Origin of the sequence: Tolypothrix sp. FACHB-123, from assembly GCF_014697075.1 — a bacterium.
Classification (GTDB): Bacteria; Cyanobacteriota; Cyanobacteriia; order Cyanobacteriales; family Nostocaceae; genus Aulosira.
On the sequence record NZ_JACJRE010000024.1, the window covers coordinates 70,156 to 96,627 of the forward strand.

The 26,472-nt window shown below is 41.6% G+C and carries 19 protein-coding genes; 15 read left to right on the forward strand and 4 right to left on the reverse strand.

Going from position 1 to position 26,472, the window contains the following annotated elements:
* Nucleotides 1-21: 21 nt before the first annotated feature.
* The gene (cimA, locus tag H6G41_RS17225; RefSeq protein ID WP_190747405.1) at nt 22-1,698 is read right to left on the reverse strand and encodes a citramalate synthase; all 1,677 of its coding nucleotides are present in this window, start codon (nt 1,696-1,698) and stop codon (nt 22-24) included.
* A gap of 440 nt (nt 1,699-2,138) precedes the next feature.
* On the opposite strand from cimA, the gene H6G41_RS17230 reads away from it, so the two are divergent.
* The 5 genes from H6G41_RS17230 to H6G41_RS17250 all read left to right on the forward strand — a co-directional run bounded on the left by H6G41_RS17230 (nt 2,139) and on the right by H6G41_RS17250 (nt 9,500).
* On the forward strand, nt 2,139-2,486 hold the full coding sequence (locus tag H6G41_RS17230) for a hypothetical protein (protein WP_190747406.1): 348 nt from the start codon (nt 2,139-2,141) through the stop codon (nt 2,484-2,486).
* Nucleotides 2,487-2,604: 118 nt separating this feature from the next.
* Complete coding sequence (gene thiO, locus H6G41_RS35785) at nt 2,605-4,584, forward strand: glycine oxidase ThiO (RefSeq protein WP_190747407.1); 1,980 nt, start codon at nt 2,605-2,607, stop codon at nt 4,582-4,584.
* Between the two features lie 144 nt (nt 4,585-4,728).
* Nucleotides 4,729-4,899, forward strand: coding sequence for a photosystem II assembly protein Psb34 (gene psb34 / locus H6G41_RS17240; protein ID WP_190541079.1), 171 nt, complete (start codon nt 4,729-4,731; stop codon nt 4,897-4,899).
* Between the two features lie 571 nt (nt 4,900-5,470).
* The gene (locus H6G41_RS17245; RefSeq protein ID WP_190747408.1) at nt 5,471-7,681 is read left to right on the forward strand and encodes a tetratricopeptide repeat protein; all 2,211 of its coding nucleotides are present in this window, start codon (nt 5,471-5,473) and stop codon (nt 7,679-7,681) included.
* A 253-nt stretch (nt 7,682-7,934) separates the two neighbouring features.
* On the forward strand, nt 7,935-9,500 hold the full coding sequence (locus tag H6G41_RS17250) for a TrbI/VirB10 family protein (RefSeq protein WP_190747409.1): 1,566 nt from the start codon (nt 7,935-7,937) through the stop codon (nt 9,498-9,500).
* A 94-nt stretch (nt 9,501-9,594) separates the two neighbouring features.
* On the opposite strand, the gene H6G41_RS17255 is transcribed toward H6G41_RS17250, so the two are convergent.
* A complete protein-coding gene (locus tag H6G41_RS17255; protein WP_190747410.1) occupies nt 9,595-9,996 on the reverse strand; it encodes a DUF3011 domain-containing protein in 402 nt (133 codons plus the stop codon).
* A 240-nt stretch (nt 9,997-10,236) separates the two neighbouring features.
* On the opposite strand from H6G41_RS17255, the gene H6G41_RS17260 reads away from it, so the two are divergent.
* From H6G41_RS17260 to H6G41_RS17295, 8 genes are all read left to right on the forward strand, one after another.
* Nucleotides 10,237-11,289: an aldo/keto reductase gene (locus H6G41_RS17260; RefSeq protein WP_190747411.1), complete on the forward strand. Its 1,053-nt coding sequence runs from the start codon at nt 10,237-10,239 to the stop codon at nt 11,287-11,289.
* A 127-nt stretch (nt 11,290-11,416) separates the two neighbouring features.
* A complete protein-coding gene (gene dps, locus H6G41_RS17265) occupies nt 11,417-11,986 on the forward strand; it encodes a DNA starvation/stationary phase protection protein Dps (protein ID WP_190747412.1) in 570 nt (189 codons plus the stop codon).
* 555 nt (nt 11,987-12,541) lie between these two features.
* Nucleotides 12,542-13,258 (forward strand): pirin family protein, encoded by a 717-nt coding sequence (locus H6G41_RS17270; RefSeq protein WP_190747413.1) that lies wholly within the window; start codon nt 12,542-12,544, stop codon nt 13,256-13,258.
* Nucleotides 13,259-13,771: 513 nt separating this feature from the next.
* Nucleotides 13,772-15,082, forward strand: a complete 1,311-nt coding sequence (locus H6G41_RS17275; RefSeq protein WP_190747414.1) for an efflux RND transporter periplasmic adaptor subunit — start codon at nt 13,772-13,774, stop codon at nt 15,080-15,082.
* 151 nt (nt 15,083-15,233) lie between these two features.
* Complete coding sequence (locus tag H6G41_RS17280; protein WP_190747415.1) at nt 15,234-18,410, forward strand: efflux RND transporter permease subunit; 3,177 nt, start codon at nt 15,234-15,236, stop codon at nt 18,408-18,410.
* Nucleotides 18,411-18,916: 506 nt separating this feature from the next.
* Nucleotides 18,917-19,630 carry a rubrerythrin family protein gene (locus H6G41_RS17285; RefSeq protein ID WP_190747416.1) on the forward strand — a complete coding sequence of 238 codons (714 nt, stop codon included), beginning with the start codon at nt 18,917-18,919 and terminating at the stop codon, nt 19,628-19,630.
* Nucleotides 19,631-19,718: 88 nt separating this feature from the next.
* On the forward strand, nt 19,719-20,918 hold the full coding sequence (locus H6G41_RS17290) for an MFS transporter (RefSeq protein WP_190747417.1): 1,200 nt from the start codon (nt 19,719-19,721) through the stop codon (nt 20,916-20,918).
* A gap of 278 nt (nt 20,919-21,196) precedes the next feature.
* The gene (locus H6G41_RS17295; RefSeq protein WP_308796217.1) at nt 21,197-22,072 is read left to right on the forward strand and encodes a polysaccharide deacetylase family protein; all 876 of its coding nucleotides are present in this window, start codon (nt 21,197-21,199) and stop codon (nt 22,070-22,072) included.
* Nucleotides 22,073-22,086: 14 nt separating this feature from the next.
* Here H6G41_RS17295 and H6G41_RS17300 read toward each other — a convergent pair whose 3' ends face one another.
* Both H6G41_RS17300 and H6G41_RS17305 read right to left on the reverse strand, forming a co-directional pair.
* Nucleotides 22,087-22,476: an alr0857 family protein gene (locus H6G41_RS17300; RefSeq protein ID WP_190747419.1), complete on the reverse strand. Its 390-nt coding sequence runs from the start codon at nt 22,474-22,476 to the stop codon at nt 22,087-22,089.
* A gap of 16 nt (nt 22,477-22,492) precedes the next feature.
* The gene (locus tag H6G41_RS17305) at nt 22,493-22,882 is read right to left on the reverse strand and encodes an HNH endonuclease (protein WP_190747420.1); all 390 of its coding nucleotides are present in this window, start codon (nt 22,880-22,882) and stop codon (nt 22,493-22,495) included.
* A gap of 403 nt (nt 22,883-23,285) precedes the next feature.
* Here H6G41_RS17305 and H6G41_RS17310 point away from each other — a divergent pair, with 403 nt between their 5' ends.
* Both H6G41_RS17310 and H6G41_RS17315 read left to right on the forward strand, forming a co-directional pair.
* Entirely contained in the window at nt 23,286-23,621 is a 336-nt protein-coding gene (locus tag H6G41_RS17310) for a hypothetical protein (protein WP_096606695.1), read from the forward strand.
* Nucleotides 23,622-24,424: 803 nt separating this feature from the next.
* Nucleotides 24,425-26,458: a GAF domain-containing protein gene (locus tag H6G41_RS17315; protein ID WP_190747440.1), complete on the forward strand. Its 2,034-nt coding sequence runs from the start codon at nt 24,425-24,427 to the stop codon at nt 26,456-26,458.
* Nucleotides 26,459-26,472 lie beyond the last annotated feature (14 nt).

A 26,472-nucleotide genomic window follows, 5' to 3' on the forward strand; every position in this document is an offset into this window, starting at 1 on the left:
TCTTTTTTAAGACAGCAAATATTAGGATTCAGAAACCGTTGTGTTCTGAGATTTTAACTTTTCACTAGAGATAAACAAAGCTTTTGGTTGCGAGTACAGCAGCAAACCATACTCCAACCCTGCAACTACAGCTTGATAGGAAGCTTCCAAAATATTTGTGGAAACGCCTAAAGTAGTCCAGCGTTGATGTCCATTACCTGATTGTACCAAAGCTCGCGTCTTGGCGGTTGTGCCGGTATTGCCGTTAAGAATGCGGACTTTATAATCTGTGAGTTCAAACTCTGCTATTTGGGGATAAAACTTGACTAAAGCCTTGCGTAAAGCTGCGTCTAAAGCTGCTACCGGGCCTATACCTTCCGCAGCTTCTAAAATATTTTCCCCATTTACAGATACTTTAATTGTCGCTAAAGAATTTGTCGTTTCTTTGCCGGCGATTAAATCGCAGTGTACCTGAAAGCCGTTAATTTCAAAGAATTGCCGGCGTTTTCCCAAGGCTTCATACATTAACAAAGCAAAACTAGCTTCTGCGGCTTCAAATTGGTAGCCTTCACTCTCCAAATCTTTCATTTTTTGGAGAATTTGTCTGGCTTCTGGTTGACGTTGATCTAATTCAATTCCTAAAGTCCGGGCTTTGGCTAAGACATTACTCAGTCCAGACTGTTCGGAAATAACGATGCGGCGACGATTTCCTACTTGTTCTGGCTGAATGTGTTCATAAGTCAGGGGATTGCGTTCGACTGCGGAGACATGAATACCACCTTTGTGTGCAAATGCTGACATCCCCACAAAGGGCGCATGTTCATCAGGGGCGAGGTTGACTACTTCACTGACAAAGCGACTGGCTTCTGTAAGTTGGGCTAGCTCGTCTTCACCGATACAGCTATAACCTAACTTCAATTGTAAATTAGGAATCAAAGAACAAAGATTGGCATTGCCACAACGTTCACCGTAACCGTTGATTGTACCTTGTACCATCCTCGCCCCAGCCATGACAGCAGCTAAAGCATTCGCCACGGCTAAATCGGAGTCATTATGGGTATGAATCCCAATTTGGGGAATTTCCATCTGGGCTTTGTCAGCAACCAATGACGAATGACGATTGACTGCTTGGACAATTTCCGTAACTTCATGGGGTAAAGTTCCGCCATTGGTATCGCAGAGAACTAGCCATTCTGCACCAGAGGCGATCGCGGCTGCTAATGTTTTTAACGCATAATCGGGATTATGCTTGTAACCATCAAACCAATGTTCTGCATCGTAGATTACCCGCCTCCCTTGGCTACCAAGGTACTCAATGGTATCGCGGATCATCGCCAAATTCTCTTCTAAGGTCGTTTTTAGCCCTGTGGTGACATGTAAATCCCAGGATTTACCAAATACTGTCACCCAGCGCGTACCCGCCGCGAGAATGGCTTGCAGCATCGGCTCTGATGCAGCATTGGTGTGAGGGCGACGGGTAGAACAAAAAGCGACAATTTCGGAATGTTTCAGCGGATCTTCCTGTAATTGCCAGAAAAATTGTACATCCTTAGGATTGGCACCAGGCCAACCCCCTTCAATAAAGGGAATTCCTAGTTGATCTAGTCTTCTGACGATGCGTAACTTATCTTCTATAGACACCGATAGTCCTTCGCGTTGAGTACCATCCCGTAGCGTAGTGTCATAGAGCCAAAGTTGAGGTGAAGAATTTGTAGTCATATTTTTAGGCATGTGCCAAGATACAACAAAAAGCCAGTTTACTAATTCCCAAATGTCCACACAACTAGCTTTAAATAGCAACTGAGATTGTATGCGATCGCCACAGCAGTTATATTACTCAACAACCGAGGCAAAATAGTGTCCATTAGACAGCCGATTTCCGCGAAACTTTGGTGCAAAATGGTATTGACCTCTACAATGGCGGTGTTAAGGTAATAAACTATCACTCTGTTGGCAGATGTGGTAACTGAGTAGTTAAGGTAAAAGGCGAAGTTTTTTCTGCGATCGCTTCTGCTTATTCTCCTACAGCAGACCTACATCTCGCCTGACAAACCAATTGAGGTTTTAGACAAACAATAGTATGAAATAAAAAATTTGCTGAATTTCACCAAATTCGCAAATCAACACAAAAACACAAACTTAATGAGGAGCAAAGCAACATGGGTAGATGGACACCGCTAATTCTGATGGCTGGAGGCTTGGCTATATTGCTAGGTACATTACTAGGCATTAACTTTCCAATGGGGGGACAAAGCGCTAGTGTCCCAACAAATAGCAAAACTTCAAAAGTCCTCCCAGCTAATATTAACGTTAATAGCACAGAAGCGGGCAGAAATAACGGTTCTGCCAGCGAAAGCAGAAGCAATGTGGCACAAAATAATAATTCCACTGGTGATTCAGCCACAGATACCGAAAATTCCGACACAACTACTACAGATACTCAATCTACAGATAGTCAATCTACTGAAGAAAATTCAACTTCACAACCCATTCGTGCCTTGTGGTAGAGGTTGCTAGTCAATGGTTACGAGTTATAAGTTATAAGTTATGAGTGATGAGTTATTAGTTATGAGTTGTTAGTTATGTACTAATGATAAATGGCTAATAATGTATGACTAATGACTAATGACTAGTGACATTTTAATTATTGGCGGCGGCGTTATTGGTTTGGCGATCGCCGTAGAACTCAAACTGCGCGGGGCAAATGTCACCGTGCTTTGCCGTGATTTTAACGCCGCTGCTACCCATGCGGCGGCTGGGATGTTGGCACCAGATGCGGAAAAATTGACAGATGAGGCAATGTATGATTTATGCTGGCGATCGCGTGTTTTATATCCCGAATGGACTCACAAACTTGAAGAACTTGCTGGTTTACCCACACTTTATTGGCCTTGTGGCAGTTTAGCACCTGTTTATCAACCGCAAGAGCAGAAAAATCCCCTTTTGTCACCATCAGCGCGGGAATCACCTGCTTATTGGTTAGATAAAACCGCAATCCAGCAACATCAGCCAGGATTAGCATCTGAAGTAGTTGGGGGTTGGTGGTATCCCGAAGACGGACAAGTGGATAATCGCGCCTTAGCAAGGGTGCTGTGGACGGTGGCTGAGTCCTTGGGTGTGGAAATCAAAAACGGCGTTAGGGTTGAAGCCTTGTTACAACAGCAAGGTAAAGTATTGGGCGTACAAACTAGCGCTGGCGTTTTTCGCGCTAGCCATTATGTATTAGCCACTGGTGCTTGGTCAAATGAATTACTACCATTTCCCGTGTGTCCTGTCAAGGGGCAAATGTTGCGGCTGCGCGTACCGGAATCTTTACCAGAATTGCCCCTCAAACGGATTTTATTTGGCGAGAATACTTACATAGTACCCAGACGCGATCGCACAATTATTATTGGTGCAACAAAGGAAGATGTTGGTTTTACCCCAAACAATACCCCAGCCGGAATCCAAACATTACTCCAACAAGCTACCCGCCTTTATCCCCAATTACAAGATTACCCAATTGAGGAATTTTGGTGGGGATTTCGTCCCGGTACACCTGATGAATTACCAATTTTGGGAACTAGTCCCTGTGCAAATTTAACTTTAGCGGTAGGACATTATCGCAATGGGATTTTGCTAGCACCCATCACCGCAGTTATCATTGCTGATTTAATTACCCAAGAGAAATCAGATCCTTTATTATCTCACTTCCATTATTCGCGCTTCCTGCCGCAATCTACCCCCATGTTTACTCACTCTGCGAATTTCACCAACGGGCATCGTCCTGTTGCGACTTTAGATAACTTAGATCACAATGTCATTACCACCGAAGACTCACCATTAATCATTGCAGGTAAAACCTTCCGTTCTCGCCTAATGACTGGTACTGGTAAATATCGCAGCATTGCAGAAATGCAGCAAAGTATTGTTGCTAGTGAATGTCAAATTGTTACCGTCGCCGTGCGTCGAGTCCAAAGCAAAGCTGCGGGACATGAAGGTTTAGCCGAAGCACTCGATTGGCAGAAAATTTGGATGTTACCGAACACAGCCGGCTGTCAAACCGCAGAAGACGCGATTCGGGTAGCGCGGTTAGGGCGAGAAATGGCAAAACTTTTGGGACAGGAAGATAATAATTTCGTCAAATTAGAAGTTATCCCCGATCCTAAATATTTATTACCAGATCCCATTGGTACATTGCAAGCCGCAGAACAATTAGTTAAAGAAGGCTTTGCTGTATTGCCATATATCAATGCTGACCCGATGTTAGCCAAGCACTTAGAAGAAGCTGGCTGCGCCACAGTGATGCCCTTAGCCTCGCCCATCGGCTCCGGACAAGGCTTGAAGACTACAGCGAATATTCAAATCATCATTGAAAACTCCAAGATTCCCGTCGTAGTCGATGCGGGGATTGGTGCGCCATCAGAAGCAGCCCAAGCAATGGAACTAGGTGCAGATGCTTTATTAATTAATAGTGCGATCGCCTTGGCAAAAAATCCAGCTGCAATGGCACGCGCCATGAATCTAGCCGCCGTCGCTGGTCGTCTCGCCTACCTCGCCGGGAGAATGCCAATTAAAGACTACGCTAGTGCTAGTTCCCCACTCACAGGGACGATTAGTAGTTAGTCAGTGGTCAGTGGTCAGTTGTCTATTGACTATTGACTATTGATTCTGGACTATACCGAAAGTAACAATTATTTACTTTTTGTGAATAGGTACTATAAAGTTTATGCAACAATTAAACAAACGATAAGAACAAGGAATTAGTTCATGCCGTATACAAATGAAGAAGGCGGTCTTCTGAATAATTTTGCTCGCGAACCCAAGATTTATGCAGCAGAACCTCCAAATGCTGGACAAAAGCGAACCTATGTTGTTCTAGGAGTTGTCGCTACCGTCTTGGTTGGTGGTCTGATTTTTGTCGCCTTCTCTGTTTCGTAACCTCAGGTAAACGAAAAGAATTTTAATAAAATTTAATCTTTTCTGCTTTCAGGTGTCCATTTGCTAGGAGCCTGATTTTTTATTACAACAAGATAATTAAGTGATACCAATTCAAATTTATTTGAAAAGTCTCTGTTCTGCAATATTTATATCTTAACTATACAATAAATCAGGATTTTTTTACGTATAAATATTTAATTTGTGCGTGTTATCTATAAACTGTATACAAAAATCTCATCAAAAATGCCTGTGGCTTTGGCGATCGCTGTCAAAAATATAAAAAAATTATAAACTTAAAGTAAGTTAAGCAAAAAGCGGCGTGGAGGATGCTCTTACCAGCTTTTGAGTCTTAATAGCCAGAATGCGTTATCATGCTCAGTTAATGCGTGATTGCGTATATAGGCTGAAACTTGGTAAATCAGGGAATGTAGAGCGATCGCATTCACCAAGTAACCAGCAGTATCATTTATTTAGGGGATTGTAATTTTGGACTTTGAATTCCCCTAAGGGGTTGAGTACTTAGATGTACCCTTAAAGAGAATGTAAACTGTGTATTGGCTTTGTAGCCGCTATGAGCGTGAATGATACTGCACACACAGACAATTTTGCTTGGAATCGGCAAGTATATCACCGATTAAAACTTGCTTTGAGTCTGAACTTACGAAGACAACTGTTTCTCGCTGTTTGTGATGATTTACACTTAAGAAATCAAATAGCAGCGCGGTTGCATTCTACCTTGGCTTATCCGGTTGGGCAAGTGTTATATCAGCCAGATGATAGCCTAGAAAGTAGTACACCAGCCTATCCACGCCTAGCAACCTTACGTTTAAATCTCAGCGATCCTAATCCGATAGCCCAGATAAATCAATGGTTGGCGAATTATCCACCGCCGATTATTGGAGCATCAAAAGATACCCCAGGTAGACCTTTACCCGTACCGGCGTTTCAAATTGTCGGTGTAGAACTACTCACTAGACAGCCAGTAGCTATCCAGCGGATGTTTTTACACCATCTGCGCTTAACTGAGGAATTTTTATCTAGTCAACAAGCCAGCAACTTTTTAGAAGCGAGCATACTTTTATGGGTACCACGTCCTTGGTTATCGGCAATTCAGCAGTCAGCACCAGAGTTTTGGCATAGCCGTACTGGTGTATTTTTCTTTGTTGGAGATCCTACACCAACTGTACAAAATCCAGAATACTCAGAGCGATTTGCAGACTCTAGAAATTTAGATTTTGATGATTTTCAAGCCTCTATTTTAGAAGAAGCACCTATCCCCGCGGAACTAGAAGCCGCAGATGACAGTAAACTCGACTTGGAAGAGGATTTTGAATTTCCTACAGATGAACCAGTAAATAAGCAACAGCCACCACAGGAAGATTCTCTCCCAGCGGAATTACTAAAAGTCGAGGTACAGCAGGAATCAACCACGGTAAATACCAGCGAAAATTATTTTGAATCGCTGCCATCTTTGGCTCATATTAGTAAACAGTTATCCGATCTGGTATTAACAACAATTAATACCAAAATAATTGAGGATGATGAAGAGATTTCCCAAGCTCAGAAAATGCTAGCGGAAATTGAGCGATTACACTCACAAAACGCTTCGGGAGAATTGTTAGCCGCTGCTTATCATAAGTTAGGAAATTTTTATCGCCTGCGAATTGAACAAGGACAGGTAACTGTAGAAAATCTCATGGTAGCTATTATTGCTTATCAAGAGTCAATCACTTTTGATGATACTTCACCTCAGTTACCAGATATTTTGAATGATTTGGGTACGCTTTATTGGATGTTATACCGGACTCCATCGGCAGCGGAAGAGGGACAAACTTATATTGAGCAGGGAATTGAATTTTATAAGTTAGCTTTAAAGCTGATATCACCACAAACGCACCCAGAAACCTATGCGCGGGTGCAAAATAATTTAGGCACAGCTTATGGAGATTTAGCTCGGTTTGCTAACCCACCAGATTGTTGGCAACAAGCAGTTATAGCTTATAACGAAGCTTTGCGCTATCGTACAGTGGCGATGGAGCCGTTAAAGTATGCAGCTTGTCAGAATAATTTGGGTACGGCTTACTGGCACTTGGGGCAATACAATCAACCAGTTGTGAATTTAAAGAAAGCGATCGCATCTTACAACCTGGCGTTGGCTCACTACAACCCTCAAGATGAACCGCTCAAGTATGGCATGATTCAAAATAACATCGGCACAGCTTATTGGAATCTGGCACAATACGAACAACCCGCACACAATCTGCGGATGGCGATTGATGTTTATTGTGATGCGCTCAAATATCGCACAGCCGCCATTGTTCCTAGTGGCTGCGCTGCAACCCAAAATAACCTAGGTACGGCTTATTGGCATTTAGCTAACCTTTCACAAACACCGAAAGAAGATAGATATAATTATTTGCGATTGTGCATTACTGCGTATGATGAAGCTTTAGCTTTAGCACATTCACTTAATCCTGCTGCTTTAAGTTTTGATGTGTTATCTACTCACAATAATTTGGGTTTAGCCCATTATCAAATAGCCACAGATCAATATTTCAATGGTGATAAAACAAAGCGTTCTCAGCATTTAGAAGCAGCATTAAATAATCATTTACAAGCTTTAAATGGACTGAGCAAACAACCAGAAGCTTATCAAACTACATTTTCTTATGTGGTAAAAACTGTTCGCGCTTTCCACAGCGAATTAGGAATTCAAGGACAAAATTTCGCTTTATCCAAAGTTCCTGCTCAGATGTTACCGGAAATTTTACCTAAGTTGTAGATCCAGCAATTTGCTAGCGCTAATGTAAGGGTTTAACCATTGCTAAACCCCTACATTAGCTATGTTTGTCTATAATTCATATTTTGGATTAATTGTCAATAATTAAAAATTACTTTATAACTTATCTCTTAACCATGTCTTACCCATTTATTAAAACTAAATTACTATTTTTATGGAATTATAAAAAAAAATACCAATTATAAAAATTCACAGCTAAAGCAGGGAAGACAAATTTAGATTAATTCTGCAATTTATGGTTCATAATTCAATTTCTTCAAGTGCTTCTCCACAGAATTTGACTAATCATCAAGCTGATAATGCTCCTTTAGAAGTAGATGCGGTTGATTGGGAATTAAAAATAGCAAAATTAGTCGGTTTTGCGGAAGAATCTTTAGCTGATGATACCGAATTCTTAGAAAAATCAGCTAATCAAGAACCATCCCCGCCTCAACCAACAGAAGAGAAAACGGAACAGCCATTATCAACAAATCCCTTTGCAAAGTTAGGTTTGGTAGGTACTGCAACTTTAGCTGTAATTTTATTTGCTGGTGGGTTTTTAACTCAGATTATGAGCAGTAATGAACAACAACCCAGAAATAAGCAAATTGCAATTCAACCAACCCAATCACCCAATACACAACAATCCACAGAAGCAGAATTAGAGACAAAAGTCGAGACTTTGAAAACAAAATTAGCCTTGACTGAACAAGCACAGGCAGTGAAATTAGCACAACAACAACTCAGAAATGGAAAACAGATAGCATCTGCTGAGTTGGATGGTTCTAGTTCTAGACGAAGTACGAGCATCCAAACACCGATACCAACATCAACAGTTTACGTACCTCGGACAGTGACAGTTGAGCGGATTGTCAAATCTCCCTCTGTACCCATAGCTGCAATACCACCATCCCCACCAATCATTGCTAACCCACAAACTCCACCAATAGTGAGCGTCATTCCTTCAGCATCACCAAACCCAATGCAAATTTGGCAAGGTTTAGCAAAGTTAGGGAGCTATGGCGAAGTAGGTAATAGCGATCGCAATTATGAAAATACAACACCTCAACCACCAGCAAACAGCGATCGCGAGGAACAACAAGCAACCAACCCCGAACCGGAAGCAACACCAAAGCAGCAAGCGCCTAGAGTCAGTCAAGCAGTACGCCAAAGTCCCAAAACTCTAGCTATTGGGAGTCATGCAAAGGCTGTGTTGGCGACAGCTGTATTTGGCGAAACCTCTGAATCCGCAGATAAAGATAATGCAAATATTTTTGTAGTGCGGTTGCAAGAACCATTAAAAGGCGTAGATGGTGCGATCGCTATTCCTGCAAATACGGAACTCTTAACGCAAATGAGTTCTTTATCTGAGCAAGGTTTAGTCAAGCTAGAGGTAATGAAGGTAATTGTACCAGTTCAAGGACAACTGACAGAAAGAACTATACCGCAAAATGCCTTAATGATTCGTGCGCCTCAAGGTAAACCTCTCATCGCTAACCAATTTCCTAACCGAGGATCGTCTATTGCGAGTATGGATGTCGGATTATTTATCTTAGGCGGTCTTGGTAAAGCAGCCGAGTTAATGAATCGTACTGATTCGCAAATTGTGACTACAACTGGTTCTACTACTATTGTTAACAGTAACAATCCCGATCGTAACATTTTGGCTGGAGTTTTTGAAGGTGGGATGAATACTGTAGTACCGCAAATTGCCCAACGCAATCAACAAGCCATTTCCCAAATGTCGCAACGCAGTAATGTTTGGTTTCTCCCAGCAGGTACAGCAGTAGAAATTTATGTTAATCAATCTATACAATTTTAGTTTTTGATTAAGAAAAAAGCATCCATAGTTAGGATGCCTTAATAATATTTATTATTTATGTATCACACATTTTGCTAATGCGCCGATAGATCTGTTATCGGTCATAGCGATCGTATCTGTCATATCTGTCTCGTCTATCGTAGCGATCGTATCTGTCGTATCTGTCTCGTCTGTCATTTCTTCTGTTATATCTCTCGTATCGGTTGAATCGGTTGAATCCGCGATCGCCCATAACAAACTGAGCGCGACAACCATTTCTCACCCAAATACGATTTCTGTTGAAACCCCAATTGTCTCGACAACTGGCGTTAGATAACTGCCTAATTAACCTGACTCTACCTCTTGTGGGTATGGCACAACTATTACCCCGATTATTGTAGCTTTCACAAGTGATTACCTGTTGTGCTGAAGCTGGAGTAGGAACGCCCAGAATTGTACCAATAGTAATACTGGCAGCTATGAAGCTGGCAGCTATTAATGGAAACCGGGTAACCATATTAAATGTTAAATCTTTGGGTTGGAAATTTTTTATTTTTATAGATAAGCTTTATTTTAATTTGAATTTTGTAATTAAAAATCTATCTAAAGGTCAGACTTTTGGTAGATGCTTACTAACAATCAGGTTGTCTTTCCTAAAACAGAAAAAAATCCCATAAAAGCCAGATTTTGAGATAATTATTCAGCAAATTGCAACATATCGCTGGTAAACTCAATTTCAGTCATTGAGAAAGTTGTAATGAGATACAAACTTTTAGGTAAAAGTGGGTTAAGAGTTTCGGAACTCTGCTTAGGAACAATGACCTTTGGGGAAGATTGGGGTTGGGGTGCTTCTAAAGATGAAAGTCGGCAAATTTTTGATACCTTTGTGGAAGCTGGCGGTAATTTCATCGACACCGCTAATGGTTATACAGATGGTACCAGTGAAAAAATTGTGGGTGAATTAATCGCCAAGGATCGAGAACGTTTTGTGGTGGCGACTAAATATTCCTTTCCTTTGCGAATGAACGACAATAGAAACGATCCAAATGGTAGTGGAAACCATCGAAAAAATCTCATTCAATCTTTAGAAGGCAGCTTAAAACGGCTGAATACTGACTATATTGATTTATTTTGGCTGCACGCTTGGGATTTTACTACACCAGTAGAAGAAGTGATGCGATCGCTTGATGATGTCGTGCATCAAGGAAAGGTACTTTATGTAGGTATTTCTGATGTACCAGCTTGGATTATTGCTCAAGCTAATACTATCGCCCAGTATCAAGGTTGGACACCATTTGTCGCTTTGCAAGTAGAATATAGTTTAATTCAGCGCACGCCAGAACGGGATTTAATTCCAATGGCGAAAGCTTTAGATTTAGCCGTCACACCTTGGTCACCTTTAGGCGGTGGTGTCCTCACAGGTAAGTATAACAAGTCACCTCAACCAGGGGAAGAAGCAGGAAGATTAGCCAATCCCGCAACTGGGAATATTTCTGAACGCAGTTTAGCGATCGCAGAAGTAGTAACTCAAGTAGCAGGAGAAATCGGCCGCACCCCTTCTCAAGTGGCGATCGCTTGGTTACGCGCTCAAAGTGGTGTCATCATCCCGATTGTTGGCGCACGCAAGCTCAGTCAGTTTCAAGATAACTTAGAAGCTTTAGATGTCACCTTATCACCAGAACATCTGCAACGCCTGAATGAAGTTAGTCAAATTGAACTCGGATTTCCCCATGACTTCTTGCAAAATAATGTCATTCGTGATCGCTTATTTGGCGGCACATTTAGTGCCATAGATAACCATCGAGTTTGAGTGAGCTATTTTGCTTATGAGAAAGATAATAATTGATGAATGCTGAAAATCCCTCTATCTCTGGGAAGTTCCCCAGACTAAAGCACTATTTGTAGACTTGTTGTGACAAGCCAAGCAGATACGACAAATGAGCGACAATAAACTTGCATCCCGTCTTTATCCCACCCGCATTGATATTCCTGCTGAAGTGCGATCGCAAATTGTGGTACTTCTCAACCAAACTTTAGCAGCTACTTTAGATTTAAAAACCCACGCCAAACAAGCCCATTGGAATGTTAAAGGGACTGATTTTTATCAGCTACACGAGTTGTTTGATGAAATCGCTGGCGAACTCGAAGAATATATCGATATGTTTGCAGAACGTGTCACCGCTTTAGGTGGTTACGCCGTAGGTACAGCTCGCGCTGCTGCTAGCAATTCAATTCTTCCAGAATATCCCTTTGATATTTTAGATGGCAAAGACCATGTCACTGCTTTAGCAGATCGCTTTGCACCTTATGCGAAACATCTGCGCCAAGCGATCGCCAAAACTGATGATTTAGGTGACGCTGATACCGCTGACCTTTATACTGAAGTATCTCGTACCATTGATAAACGTCTCTGGTTCTTAGAAGCTCATCTGCAAGTAGCAGAAATTAAAGCGGAAAATGGCGCAGCTGGTGTTAAAGCTAATAAACAGCCCGCAACCGTCAAGTAATCTTCAAAGGCGATGGGAAACCCACTCTTTCAAAGGGTGGTAAGCTTGTTCTCACCATCGCCGTCAGTAGTCAGTAGCCAAAACAACTAGCTGCCAACTACTGCCCAACTAAAGTAAAATTTTACCTTCTATCCACCTTTTGACAGCGAGTAGTAACTTTTTGGTAAGTACGCCACTTTCAAGTGCGTACTTTTCATTTTGTATTTATATACCTTACTATTTAAATAGTTCACCAGCAAACTTGAAATAAAACAACAAAACTATAAGTCCTGAAATTTATTGATGGACTTTTAATTTTGAATTTTGCATACTTCTCCTGGCGGAGAGGCTACGCCAACGACAAGCAGAGTAAAAGTCTTGAATTTTTAATTCCCCCCAGAAGTTGACAAGGGTATTGGCAGTTTGATTTCTGGCAAAATCTATAATGATTACGCTAGATAAATTAGATATTTAATTCCAACTCTCTTGCAGACAAAGCTAAAGAATAATCATTATTTAGCATTGAATTTACTAGATTTCAAAACTCAGAAAATCAACTAAAAACGAGGTAAATTTATGTCTCAAAATACCAAAACTCTTGTTGTTCATCATGGCAAATCACGCGGTCATACTAAAATTAGTTGGCTCGATAGCTATCACACATTTTCTTTTGGAAATTTTTACGATCCTAACTACATGGGATTTCGTTCTCTCCGCGTAATTAACGACGATACAGTAGTTCCTGGTGCTGGATTTGGCACTCACGGACATCGTGATATGGAAATTCTTACCTATGTTTTGTCTGGCGCTTTAGAGCATAAAGATAGCCTAGGTACGGGTTCGGTGATTCGTCCTGGTGACGCACAGATCATGAGTGCGGGTACTGGTATTACCCACAGTGAGTATAATCATTCGCAAACTGAACCAGTACACTTTTTGCAAATCTGGATGCTACCCAATCAGCAAGGATTAAAACCCAGATACGAGCAGAAAAATTTCTCAGCCGAAGAAAAGCGGGGAAAACTACGTCTAATTGCGGCTAAAGATGCCCGTGATGGTGCGGTAAAAGTTTACCAAGATTTGGATTTATACGCATCTATTCTGGAAAAGGGTGATGTTGTGAATTTTTCAGTCAAGAGCGATCGCTATGCTTGGTTACATGTAGCTCAAGGTGTAGCCACTGTTAATGGCAAAGAACTCACAGCAGGTGATGCAGTACAAGTCAGTGGTGAAGAAACACTCGAAATCAGCACCAACGCCAGTGGGGAAATCTTGTTGTTTGATTTAGCTTAATGTCAATTTTGGCTCATATCAAGCAATCAAGTTCAAATTGAGAGCGTTTTAGCAGACAGCAATACAATCGTTTAATTTAGCTCTGTGATTGACTCACAGGGCTATTTTTTTCAAAAAAAATACCAAATTAGCCTAAGTATTATTATTAGATAATCTGTTAATCCTTTTTGATAAAGGATTTGATATTTTTCCTACTAAATATTCATGTGACAAATAACACAATTAGAAGATTAAAATCAGTCTTTCCAGTGCCCCATAATCAATGACGGCAGTTGCTTTAAGCCGGGAGACCCGTCCAACGCACTGCCTCCCCCATGCCCAAAAATATTTATAAACTAGATTTTATCACTGACCTTTCGGTAGATTAGCGTAAGTTATAAAAGCAGTATATTTATAAGTGGGATATTACATAATTTTTCAACAAGCGTCATGCTCAATCAGTAAATTAATGAAGCCAGCTTTTATTGTTCTAACTCACTTGTAGTTAAATTCTTCATAGGTTGCCTGCATACCATGACATCCCCTGAACACCAAACTGATTTTGACGAACGCCTTCCAGATTCGTCCTTTGAGCCACCCCCACAACAACGGCGGTGGCTTCGGTTATTACTAGCCGGAATATTATTGCTGGGTGGTGGCGCAGCTGTAGTCTGGCGTCTAGTCACTCCTCAACAACAAGCAGTTGCACCTGCTGCACCCAGCGGAGTAAGAGTGAAGATAGCACCAGTAGAAGCAGGCACAATTGAGGAAAGTTCTGACTTTATTGCCAATCTAGAATCTCGGCGTTCAGTTAGGTTACAACCGAGAATTGAAGGACAAGTGACGCAAATATTTGTGCGATCGGGAGATACCATTACTCAGGGAACGCCAATCATTCAAGTAGATCCCAGACAGCAACAAGCTACTGTGAGTGGGTTAAACGCTGGGGCTGAAGCAGCACAAGCACAACTGCAAAATGCTCTAGCAACACTCAAATCGCTACAAGCCGATCGCTTATCTAATGTTGCTGATGTGCGATTGAACCAGCAGGAATACGATCGCTATACTAGTCTAGCCGAGCAAGGAGCCGTATCGCGGCAAACTAAAGATCAGTATGCGAATCGACTGGCGATCGCCAAATCTCAACTCGCCGCCATCGATTCCAAAATTCAAGCACAGCAAGCAACCATATCCCAAACAGAAAAAGCTTTACAGCAAGCCCAAGCCAATACCAAGCAACAAGTAGTTGAGCTGCAATACTACAAAATTGCTGCGCCTTTTGCTGGTACAGTTGGTGATATACCCGTCAAAGTAGGTGATTTTGTTAATACTTCCACACAACTAGCGACAATCACTCAAAACCAACCTTTAGAAGTTAACATCTCTGTACCCCTAGAACGGGGCGCGCAATTGCGAAAAGGATTACCAGTGGAGGTTATGGATGCCCAAGGACAGCCCTTAGGTACGAGTAGAGTGTTTTTCATTTCTCCTAATGCCAGTAATGGTACTCAGTCAATCCAAATCAAAGCACTGTTAAGCAACCCACAAGGTAAGCTCCGGGCAGATCAATTAGTGCGAGCTAGAGTAATTTGGAATCGCAAACAAGGAGTGTTAATCCCAACAACAGCAGTATCGCGGATAGCTGGGGAAACATTTGTCTATGTAGCTCAAACAGAAAATTCCCCACAAGGTACACCTCAATTAATAGCGCGACAAAAACGGGTGAAATTAGGCAATATCCAAGGTAATAATTACCAAATTATCGAAGGATTGCAACCAGAAGAAAAAATCATCGTCTCAGGCTTGCTCAATCTGCGAGATGGTATTCCAGTTACACCGGAGTAGGGGCTAGGAGGGGGACAAGTGGGACAAGAAATTTTAGATTCGCAATCCAAAATCGCAAATCTAAAATCGCAAATCTAAAATCCAAAATTGTTTTCCATGCCCAATGCCCAATGCCCCATGCCCCATGCCCACAACTTAAGCAACCATTTACATGTTTGTTGACTTTTTTATCAGGCGACCAGTATTTACCAGTGTCTGCTCCATTATCATCCTTTTGGTAGGAGCCATCAGCATCCCCACGCTGCCCACGGCACAGTATCCAGAAATTAGCCCCACGCAGATTACTGTAACTGCAAACTATGTTGGTGCTAGTGCTGAAGTTGTAGAAAATACTGTCACAACTGTATTAGAACGCGAAATTAACGGTGTGGAAGGCTTGAAGTATATGACTTCAAGCAGTAGTAACAATGGTACTAGTACAATTACAGTCACTTTTGACCCCGCACGAGACAAAGATATTGCTGCCGTTGATGTGCAAAATCGGGTTTCTCTAGCTGAACCTCTGTTACCAGAGGTGGTGCAGCAAACTGGCGTCACTGTGAGAAAACAATCTAACAATATTCTGTTGGCGATCGGCTTGTATGCCGATAACAAAGAGTATGACAACGTTTTTTTAAGTAATTATGCTGACCTTTACTTAATCGATGCTATCAAAAGAATTAGGGGTGTAGGAGAGGCGCAGATTTTTGGCGAACGCCGTTATGCGATGCGGTTGTGGCTCGATCCTAACCGTCTTGCTAGTCGCAACCTCACCGCCCAAGATGTGATTGATGCCATCAACGAACAAAACTTACAGGTGGGTGCGGGGCAAATTGGTCAGCAGCCAGCTTTACCAGACCAAATGTATCAAATAGACCTGCAAGCCATCGGCAGACTTACGGAAGCCAGCGAATTTGCTGATATGGTCATCAAGACAGGTACAGATGGTACTTTGATCAAGCTGAAAGATGTGGGGCGGGCAGAACTGGGAGCAGAAAACTATAACTCTTTTCTGCGATTTCGCGGCAATGAAGGTGTGGGTGTAGGGATATTTGCTAGTCCTGGAAGTAATGCCCTAGAAGTTGCGCAGGCAGTGAAAGCCGAAATGGCGCGCTTGGCGCAAAGCTTTCCCAGAGGCATGAAATATCAAGTAGCCTTTGATACAACATTATTTGTTGAAGCGTCTTTAGCAGAAGTGGTGAAGACACTCATAGAAGCGATCGCACTTGTAGTCTTGGTAATTTTCCTCTTCTTGCAGGATTGGCGAACTACCTTGATTCCGGTAATTGTGATTCCGTTAACTTTGGTAGGGACATTTGCCTTTATCAAAGTTTTTGGCTTCTCTATCAACACCTTAACCATGTTTGGTTTAACTTTGGCAACAGGGTTGGTGGTGGATGACGCAATTATTGTTGTGGAGAATATCTCGCGATTAATTGAGGATGAAGGCTTAGCGCCGCGTCAGGCGGCGTCTCAGTCGATGCACGAGTTATTTGGGGCAGTAATTGCCACTTCGCTAGTACTGATGGCTGTATTTGTCCCTGTCGCCTTCTTCCCAGGCTCCACAGGACAGATATATAAACAATTTGCCCTTACCATCGCCTTTTCGATGGTGATTTCGACCTTTTTGGCGCTGACACTGACGCCTTCCCTTTCAGCTTTACTGCTGCGTCGCGGACAACGACCGCGCGGTTGGTTGGGTCGGATTTTTGTGCAGATTAATCGCTTTATTGATTGGACGCGCCGCGGCTATGAGCGATCGCTCCAACGTTTAAACCGGATAAAAGCGATCGTTGTCCTGTTATTCGTCCTTTCCTTAGGGTTTACAGCTTGGCTTTACACCCGCGTACCCACAGCATTTATCCCCGACGATGACCAAGGCTATTTCATCACCATTATCCAAGGGCCAGAAGGAGTTTCCCTAAACTACACCAGCAAAGTCATGGCTCAGGTAGAAAAAGAAATTCTTAAATTACCAGAAGTTACAGGTACCTTTGCGATCGGTGGATTTGGTTTTAGTGGTAACTCCGCTAATAGTGGAGCGATTTTCAGTACCCTGAAACCTTGGGAAGAACGTCACGAATCAGGACAGTCAGCACAAGCCATCATTGGTAAGTTAGCAGGAGTATTCTCTACCATTCCCGAAGCCAGAATTTTTCCAGTTAACCCCCCATCAATTCAAGGTTTAGGTAGTTTTGGCGGCTTCCAATTTCAACTGCAAGACAGAGCCGGTAACAGTGGTTTAAACAATCTTTTGCAAGTCATGGGTCAGTTACTCGAACGTGGTAATCAGACACCAGGACTACAAGGCGTATTCAGCACATTTAACGCGAATACACCGCAAATGCTGATTGAAGTAGACCGCAACAAAGCCAAAGCACTGCAAGTTAATGTAGACGATATCTTTAATACCCTCCAGAGTTACTTGGGTTCGCGGTATGTCAACGACTTTAACCTACTACAACGAACTTACCGCGTATATGTGCAAGCAGACGCACAATTTCGCTCCAATCCTGAAGATATCACCAAGTTATACGTCCGTTCTGAGAATAATCAAATGATTGCTCTCAGTAATTTGGTAAAAGTAACTCCAACAATTGGCGCACAAACAATTAACCACTATAACTTGTTCCGTTCCATTGAAATTAACGGTGCAGCTGCACCAGGTTATAGTTCTGGACAAGCAACCCAAGCAATGGAGCAATTAGCCAAACAAATTCTTCCCGCCAGTATGGGCTACGAATGGTCGGGAATCGCCGCCGAAGAACAACAATCAGGTGGTTTAGCACCCTTAATTTTTATCTTGGGACTTGTCTTTGTGTTCTTAGTACTGGCTGCTCAGTATGAGAACTACGTTGACCCCTTAACTATTATGCTTTCCGTACCCCTAGCAATCTTGGGTGCATTGTTAGCCCAGTCGATGCGTGGTCTAGCCAACGATGTGTTTTGCCAAGTGGGTTTAGTGATGCTGATTGGTTTGGCAAGTAAAAACGCCATTTTGATTGTAGAATTTGCCAACCAACTGCGGGAGCAAGGTCTACCACTAGCCAAAGCAGCTATTCAAGCATCTCAAGAACGGTTGCGACCGATTTTGATGACATCTCTATCTTTTATTTTGGGTATTTGGCCGTTAGTCAATCCCGAAGGAGCCGGTGCAGCCAGTAGGAGATCTCTGGGTACAGCGGTGGCTGGTGGGATGCTTGTCTCTACTTTCTTGAGCTTGTTTGTGGTGCCCATCTTATATATTGTGATTGGCAAAATTCGCGATCGCTTTCGCCGCCATCCTCAGGAGCCACAACTACCAGAACCTACCCAAGATGGCAAGGTTCACCACTCAACTCACCACTAAATTTAACCTCCCTAGATTAGAGTTGGTAAATTAGCGGTGTTATCGTAGCCAGGGCTTTAGTCCTGGCTATGAAATTTAACAACTCTTCTCGCCAGTGATGAAGTCAGATAGATTACTCGACAAAATATTCGCCGCAAGGGCGGAATTGCCTAATCTGAAAATGAAGAATAATTAGTACCCAACATTTTCACTAGTCACAGTTACTCAACAGGCAACTAGCGATGAATATTTAAATAGCACAACTAGGGTACTAATAACTAATTACTCATACCCAATGCCCAATCCCCCATGCCCCATGCCCAATCTCATAAATCAAAGATATAATTTGGAAGCTGAAAAATCTTTCAGTTCTATAATGTCCTCAAGCCGCTAATAAAATGGGCGAGCAAATATGGGCTAGAAAGCGTTTTATCAAACGTTTCTAGTTCTAGATAAACATGCTCATTCACTCTCTTTTGGCTTCTGTTTTAGCTCAGTAAATATCATTTTCCCAACATCCCAAAATTATGGATTTGTCAAACTTTACTACTCTTCAAAACTTAGAAGCTGCTTTTGGTGGCGAATCGATGGCAAACAGAAAGTATCTGTTTTTTGCTGAAGTAGCAAATAAGCTTGGGTTTAAAGACTTAGCAAAACTGTTTAAAGAAACAGCAGAACAAGAAACAGCTCATGCTTTTGCACATTTTGTTTTGCTGCATCCAGAACTGGTAGTAAAAGATCCAGATGCTTTAACAGACGAACAAAAGCGGGCAATTGTTTCTCGTTGTTTATCTTTAGCAATTGAAGGTGAAACTTACGAATACACTACCATGTATCCAGAGTTCGCCGCCGCCGCCGAACGCGATCGAGACAATCCAGCCGCGGAAGAATTTACTAAACAAGCGCAAGAATCTAGCGAACATGCTAATACATTCCGCGAAGCAGCACATCGTTTTGGATTGTTAAAATTCATCGAAAATTATCACGCTGATCGCTACGCCGAAGCTTTAGAAGTTTTAAATGGTGGACAAGCTGCAACCAGAGTTGCTGGTGAAGATCCCAAAACTCGGAAATGGATTTGCAGACAATGCAGCATGATTTACGATCCGGTGACTGGCGATCCTGATTCTGGTATTGCTCCAGGTACTCCATTTGAAGAAATTCCTGATGATTGGCGTTGTCCCATTTGTGGCGCTACCAAGAAAACCTTTAAACCACTTGAAGAAAAAGTTGCTGCATAAAATTTAATATAGCAGTTCTCTATTGAATGGGACACTTTGTAAGGACACAACTTTAGTTGTGTCCTTATTATTTATCAGGGTAACTATCGTGAATTCTGAAGAAAAACCCAATCAATTAGAAACCCAAAAACCTGTTCATTTAGATCTAAATTTTCAAATAGTTTGTGCTATTAGTTTAATTGCTGTCTTGGGAGTGTCTAGCATTACTCCTGCTTTTCCCAGTTTAGCCAAATCCTTGAATATTAAACCACAAAATTTAGGTTTATTAGTGACAGCATTTACATTACCATCTCTAATTTTAGGCCCAGTTATTGGTGTGCTTGCTGATAGAATTGGCAGAAAAAAAATTATTGTTCCATCCTTGATTTTATTTGGTATCGCTGGTACAGCTTGCGGTTTAGTTCGCGACTTTAATTTATTACTATTTTTGCGTTTGCTGCAAGGAATTGGTGCTGCACCTTTGCTGTCTTTGAGTACTACCCTCATTGGTGATTTATACACAGGGGCAAAACGTATGACGGCAATGGGTTACAATGCAAGTGTGAGCAGTATAGGTACAGCAAGCTATCCCACCATTGGCGGTGCATTGGCAACATTAGGTTGGTTTTATCCGTTTCTGTTGCCGATTTTAGCAATTCCTATTGGTTTATTCGTATTCTTTGGACTCAATAATCCAGAACCAAAAGGCGATCGCAATCTCAAAGAATATTTAACAAATGCTGCCAAAATTCTCAAAAATCGCAGATTATTTGGATTATTTATCGCTAGTGCAGCTAACTTTGTTCTCCTTTATGGAGCTTATGTTACTTATTTTCCCCAATTAATTAACGATACTTTTAAAGCCCCAGCATCCGTAATTGGCATTCTACTCTCTAGTGTTTCTGTCGCTATTATTATCTCATCTTCCCAATTAGGCAGATTAGCTAGAACCTATCCAGCAACACATTTAATTCAAGCATCCTTTATTTTATATGCCCTAGCTCTGATTATTGTTCCCTTGATGCCAAGTATTTGGTTTTTATTAATTCCTACCACAATTTTTGGTATAGGTTTAGGGCTGGGTTTTCCTAGTATTCAAACACTGTTAGCAGATTTAGCACCAAAAGAATATTTGGCAACAATCTTATCAGTAAATGGCACATTTTTTGGATTAGGGCAAACATTAGGGCCTGTTTTGATGGGTTTCGCCTTTGGTATTGGTGGCATAAATAGTGTATTTTATGCTGGAGTAGGATTCGCAATTTTAGTGTTTTTTATCTTTAGATATTTGACTTGTAATCGGGGTTAGGAATTATAATGTGGAAAATAAAAATAGCAGCATTACTTATTGTTTATTAGCCTAGAATTAAGTGATTGCTTCTTAAGCAGAGTAATCCGGCTTTAAAATCCCTAAAATTATTTTTAGAGGCACAAAGTTTGGTGCCTCTAATCATTTATTTATGGCTGTATTTAGTATATGTTTTAGCACGTAAGTACGTAGGAAAAATAATCAAAATTCATGTGGTAACTACTAAACTCTAATCATAAACCTGCGCTTAAGATGGTGTGAGTTTTTGGGCACCTGATGTGACAGACAATCACCAACAGCAACGAAAGATAATTACTGTATTCGCGATCGCTTTTTCCGTAACAGCTTGTAGTTTGACTGCGGGTATTACCCCACAATTAAAAACTAACCATCTACCAACTCAAATTAATCCTATTCAAGTTCCCCAAAAAAACTTAACTAGTCAAATTAATAGCCAATCACAGCCGCCAACTAAACCAACTAAAGTAGAAAACTTAAATTTTACAGTCCCAGCGACATTTCAGGGAAAAACTATTTACCATGTCCAACCTCAAAATAGCGAGAAAGTTATTGCCCTAAGCATTGATGATGGCCCCTGGCCAAATACCACAATCCAAATGCTAGATATTCTCAAACAAAATGATGTGAAAGCCACATTTTTTTGGGTAGGACAAGCCATACAAGCTAATCCCGAAATTGCTAAGCGAGTGGTAGCCGAAGGACACGCTATTGGTAATCATACTTGGCATCATTGGTATCGCCGTATGGATATAGCCACAGCTAAAAGTGAAATTGAACGTACAAACGAACTTATATATAAAACCACAGGAGTCAAAACAAGTTTGTTTCGTCCTCCTGGAGGCGTTTTAAATAATGGATTAGCAGCTTATGCCAAAAGCCAAAATTATGCAGTAGTTATGTGGTCGCAAACTTCTGCTGATACCGATCCGCGTGCTAAATCTCAAGTATTCGTTAAGAATGTCTTAAGAGATGCTAAACCAGGATCTATAGTATTGATGCACGATGGCGGAGGCGATCGCACAAGAACTGTACAAGCCTTACCAGAAATCATTACCAGACTCAAACAGCAAGGCTATCGATTTGTCACAGTTCCCGAACTCTTAAAAATTGAACAGTCAACAATCAACCGTTAACTGTCAACTGTCCCTCATTCACTCATCGCTGAGGCGCAAGCTTGCGCTTCTTGCCAAATTTTATGCAAGAAGAACTCGGTGCGATCGCTCATGGTGGTGACAAACACACCTACAGCGTCCTCCGAACCATTAGATAGCCAAGAACCCTGTAAGGTAACTTCTAAATATTCGCTATCACAGGTACACAGTGCCATAATCTCACTGTCATTGCGTTTCACCTCAGATTTGAGCCTTTCTACTCCTGGTAAATCAACAGGAAGCAAAAAGGAAGCTGTACTGGGTTCAACACAAAGAGATTGACCGACTCGCAATGCTAAAATCACTCGCTGTGCTACCCATTCTTCCAGCGAGAGACTCAAGCACTCTAAATAAAAGCTCCTTTCGGTGTAAGTTAATTTCAGCATTCCTTCTGCTCTCCTGTTATTCCAGGTTTGCTTGCAAATTGATCCAGAACTGTTTGTGTACAAAAATCGGCTTCAGTTGGGTATGCAGTCGCATACCAGCCTCTGTTTTCTGGCGATTTCTGTTGCGGTAGTTATTCCCTATATAAGAAGCACCAGGCGATCGCAAACTGACATGCTCTAGTGTTAGATTTTGGTTACTATCGCCATATTGGCAACTGTTATTGTCTGGCCGCAACATTTCTCGCCTATTGGGAGAAACTTTACCCTTGCGTCCACCAACTGCCATCTTTAAACCAATGTGTCTCAACGCGTCGAATATTAATCCGCCTTTGACAGGAAACAGTGGTAAGTAATTTTCAGGAAATACCACTACATATTGCTCTAACACTTGCATCGCGATCGTCACAGCTTGACTCCTTATGAAAAAACCCCCGCTTCTTGTTTCTCTGAAGCGGGGGTGGGAAATTGACCTTAAGGTTTTCTGGTCTATATCGGTACAGTATGACTTTTGCGCCTGTACCTCCCGCTTCTTATGTCTAGTTGTGGTTTTGCATTCAGCCCATGAATGCTGATATTTCTCAAATCATAATTACTGTCTGTGAATTGCCCATACTGGTGGCCACCATTACCCATAAAAAAATACTCCACTCCCAACAGTGCTGATTCCCGACTGGATCGGCAGTTGTTAGCACTTAAAGAAGTAGAGATGGGGAAAATGGATTTCACAGAAAATTTCACCTATTGAACATTCCTTTAAACATACTACACTTGTATTACTATCCTGTCCATACCTTAAAGGAGAAAAAGTCATGCATACAATCGCTCGCACCCCAACCACCGATATGGAAGTTACCAGCATCCGTCTAGAACGCGAACTTAAAGAAAAACTCAAAGATATAGCTGGCAATCAGGGATATCAAGCCTTAATTCGCGATATCCTCTGGAATTATGTACAGCAAAAATCAGGTGAGTGGAAACCGCGATTTTCGCGAACTGATATCCGAGCGAGCATAGCAGCCACGGCGCAACAAGAAGAACGTTGTGTACTCACAGGTCAAGTCATTCAACCACAACAGCCGATGCTTTTAGGACTAACAAGAAATGGCGATATGGTTCCTCTAAGCATCGACAGTTTGGCTGGATAGTTTTACTGCATCTGAATGCAGCCTAGTTACCACTGATTCGGGAAACTAGGCTGCATTCAGCATTAAATTTTATCTAAATTATAAATAAATCTTATATCAAATTTGTGAGATATCTTGTTAGACATCTATATAGTCCTTAAATTTTCTCGATAATCGCCCTGAGTATTAGACTCTATGAGCAAAATCGAACTGTACCCCCTAGGGGGTTTCACATCACTTGACAGATAAGAATCATCAGCATATTAAGTAAATGATTATTGAGCGTAGGAGTGAAGCAACAATACCCATCTATACTTGGCTACTAAAATCAAGCAGGTATCTACATTGTTTCTGAAGCTCTACCTAAATCGGATTTTATTTTCAGTTAGACCTATAAAGGGTTAATTTACTGAGAACAGGAATTGTGAAAAAAATATAATGATTTTTGGGTTGGTTCTCCGTGTTAACACGGGGGACACTATCAGACTTTTGGCTGCAATTCCAGAGAAATTACGGTTTATGTATAGTTACAGACAGGATATTCTATGTCCAAGTTAGTAAATTAACCGAACCTGAGCGAGTTAAACATAATCTAGCAAGGGTGTTTTAGTATATCCTTAGGTATCTGATTACTTGTGTAAAAAATCGTTTAATATACCAAATACTTAGTCATCTGCCATAGAAAGGGGCTATAACAGGTGAGAGAAGTCTTCATTAAAGATATGCAATTCATCAGGGTGCACCAAACATAAGAAAAGGTGAACAACTAAGCCAATGAGGTTGGGTGCAAAACAATGGGGTCGTTATCCAAGAGCGTACCAGGAATGAAAAAGCGTTTATCATCGCCGCCACAGTGCCCAGATGACGTAGATCGACTACAATCATACCCAGTCAAGCTGATGCAGCATCCGCAAGAACCAGCCCACCAGTTGTTACAACAGATTAATCAACTCATCGCTACCACACCAGCGACGATATTAATGCTGCAAGAACTGGCAAAATTGCTGGGAATTACCTTTGGGGTAGATTGCTGCTTAGTGACAGTGATGAGCGAGCCATCTACTGAAGCAACTATTGCTAATTGGTGTCATGAAGAATATCTAGGGTTACCACACTCAGACGAAATCTTCTCAATGGAACAGTTGCTCATGGAACTGAATGTAGTTCAATGTGCAGCCGAACCTTTAAATATTGAGGACATTTCCACCATTCAAAAAAGTCTGGAAATTGGTTGTCAATCTTTGCCACTACCAATTAAAGCTGTTTTGGCAATACCTACCCGCTTTCGGGGTAAAAATAATGGTGTAATTAGCCTAATTAAATTTCACCCCCATAATTGGACTCCATCAGAACAGCAACTATTAAAAACTGTTGAGTCTTCTTGTGCGATCGCACTATCGCAAGTCGCACAATCACAGTTAATAGCGTCTCAACAGCAGCATTTACAAAAGAATGATCAATATCAAAGCCTGATCAAGCAATTAACTATACTCAGCCGCAGCAACTTAGAGTTAAATCAAATGCTGCAATTAGCGATCGCTTCAGCGGCGGAATCGCTACAGGCAGATCGAGGCCTGTTTATTATGTTGAAGTATACAGATCCCCTATTCCGCACTCGATCAAAAAAACAAATTCCTAATGCTAAAGCCACCGTAGTCAGACAGTGGACTAAGGATATTCAAAATCTTTCTAGCAGTACATCAGATATTTTAAATGACCAGTCTTTTGTGGTTGCCGAGTGTGGTTTATGCCAACACATCTTCACCGACTCCGGAAAACCAGTAGTTATTAATGACTATGCACAACAGAAAGATATTGTAGCAGCAGCTCCACTGTTCGCCTTAGAGCAGTACCCAGCAATGCTGTTAATGCCATTAGAGAGTCAAGGCAGAATCTTAGGATTTTTGGTGTTACAGCAAGCAGCCGCTCGTACTTGGCAAGCAGCAGAATTAAATCTGGTAGAAATGGTTTGTGCCCAAGTCAGCAATGCAATTATTCAGTCACAGACATTGCGACAAGTACAAAATTTAGTCGATGAGCGCACAGCCAAACTCCAAAGCAGCCTGGAATTGCAAGCGAAATTGCACGAACGCACAAGGCAATATGTAGAGCAGTTGCGAGAACTCAACGAACTCAAAGATGAATTTTTGAGCAATATGAGCGATCGCTTGCGCTATCCATTGACAAATATGATGATGTCAATTAAAAATTTGCGCTTACCAGGGATCACCGCAGATCGTCAAAATCGCTATCTCGATATTTTAGAGCAGGAATGTAGCAAAGAAATCAACTTGATTAATGACTTGCTTACACTCCAGAAACTAGAGTCACAACAAGCAACTCCACTATTTAAAACTATTGATTTAAATACCAGAGTTCAAGATTTAGCAGCTTCCTTCGAGACAAAACTAGCGGAAAAATCACTCAGCATTAATCTCGATTTACCAGCAGAGTCCTTAAAATTACAAACAGAAATCGAAAGTTTTGACCGCATCCTCCAAGAGTTGTTGACTAATGCTTGTAAATACTCAGAGCATGACACCTTTGTAGAATTACAAGCCACTCACGAAGTTAACCAACTGGTCGATCAAGTTATTATTAAAGTGACTAATACAGGGCGTGGAATCTCTTCTGAAGAAGCGACTTACATCTTCGATAAGTTCCGTCGTGGTAAAGGACGCTGGACTCCTGGGACTGGTTTAGGTTTAGCTTTAGCCAAGTCTCTTGTGCAGCATTTAAATGGGACAATTGCCGTTGAGAGTACAAAAATTGCAGATTCCGATCTGAGCAAAATTTGTTTTACCTTGACGCTACCCCAGTTCTCTGACGAAAGCAAACTATATTCCGAAAGTGACTGAACAACCTAACACTA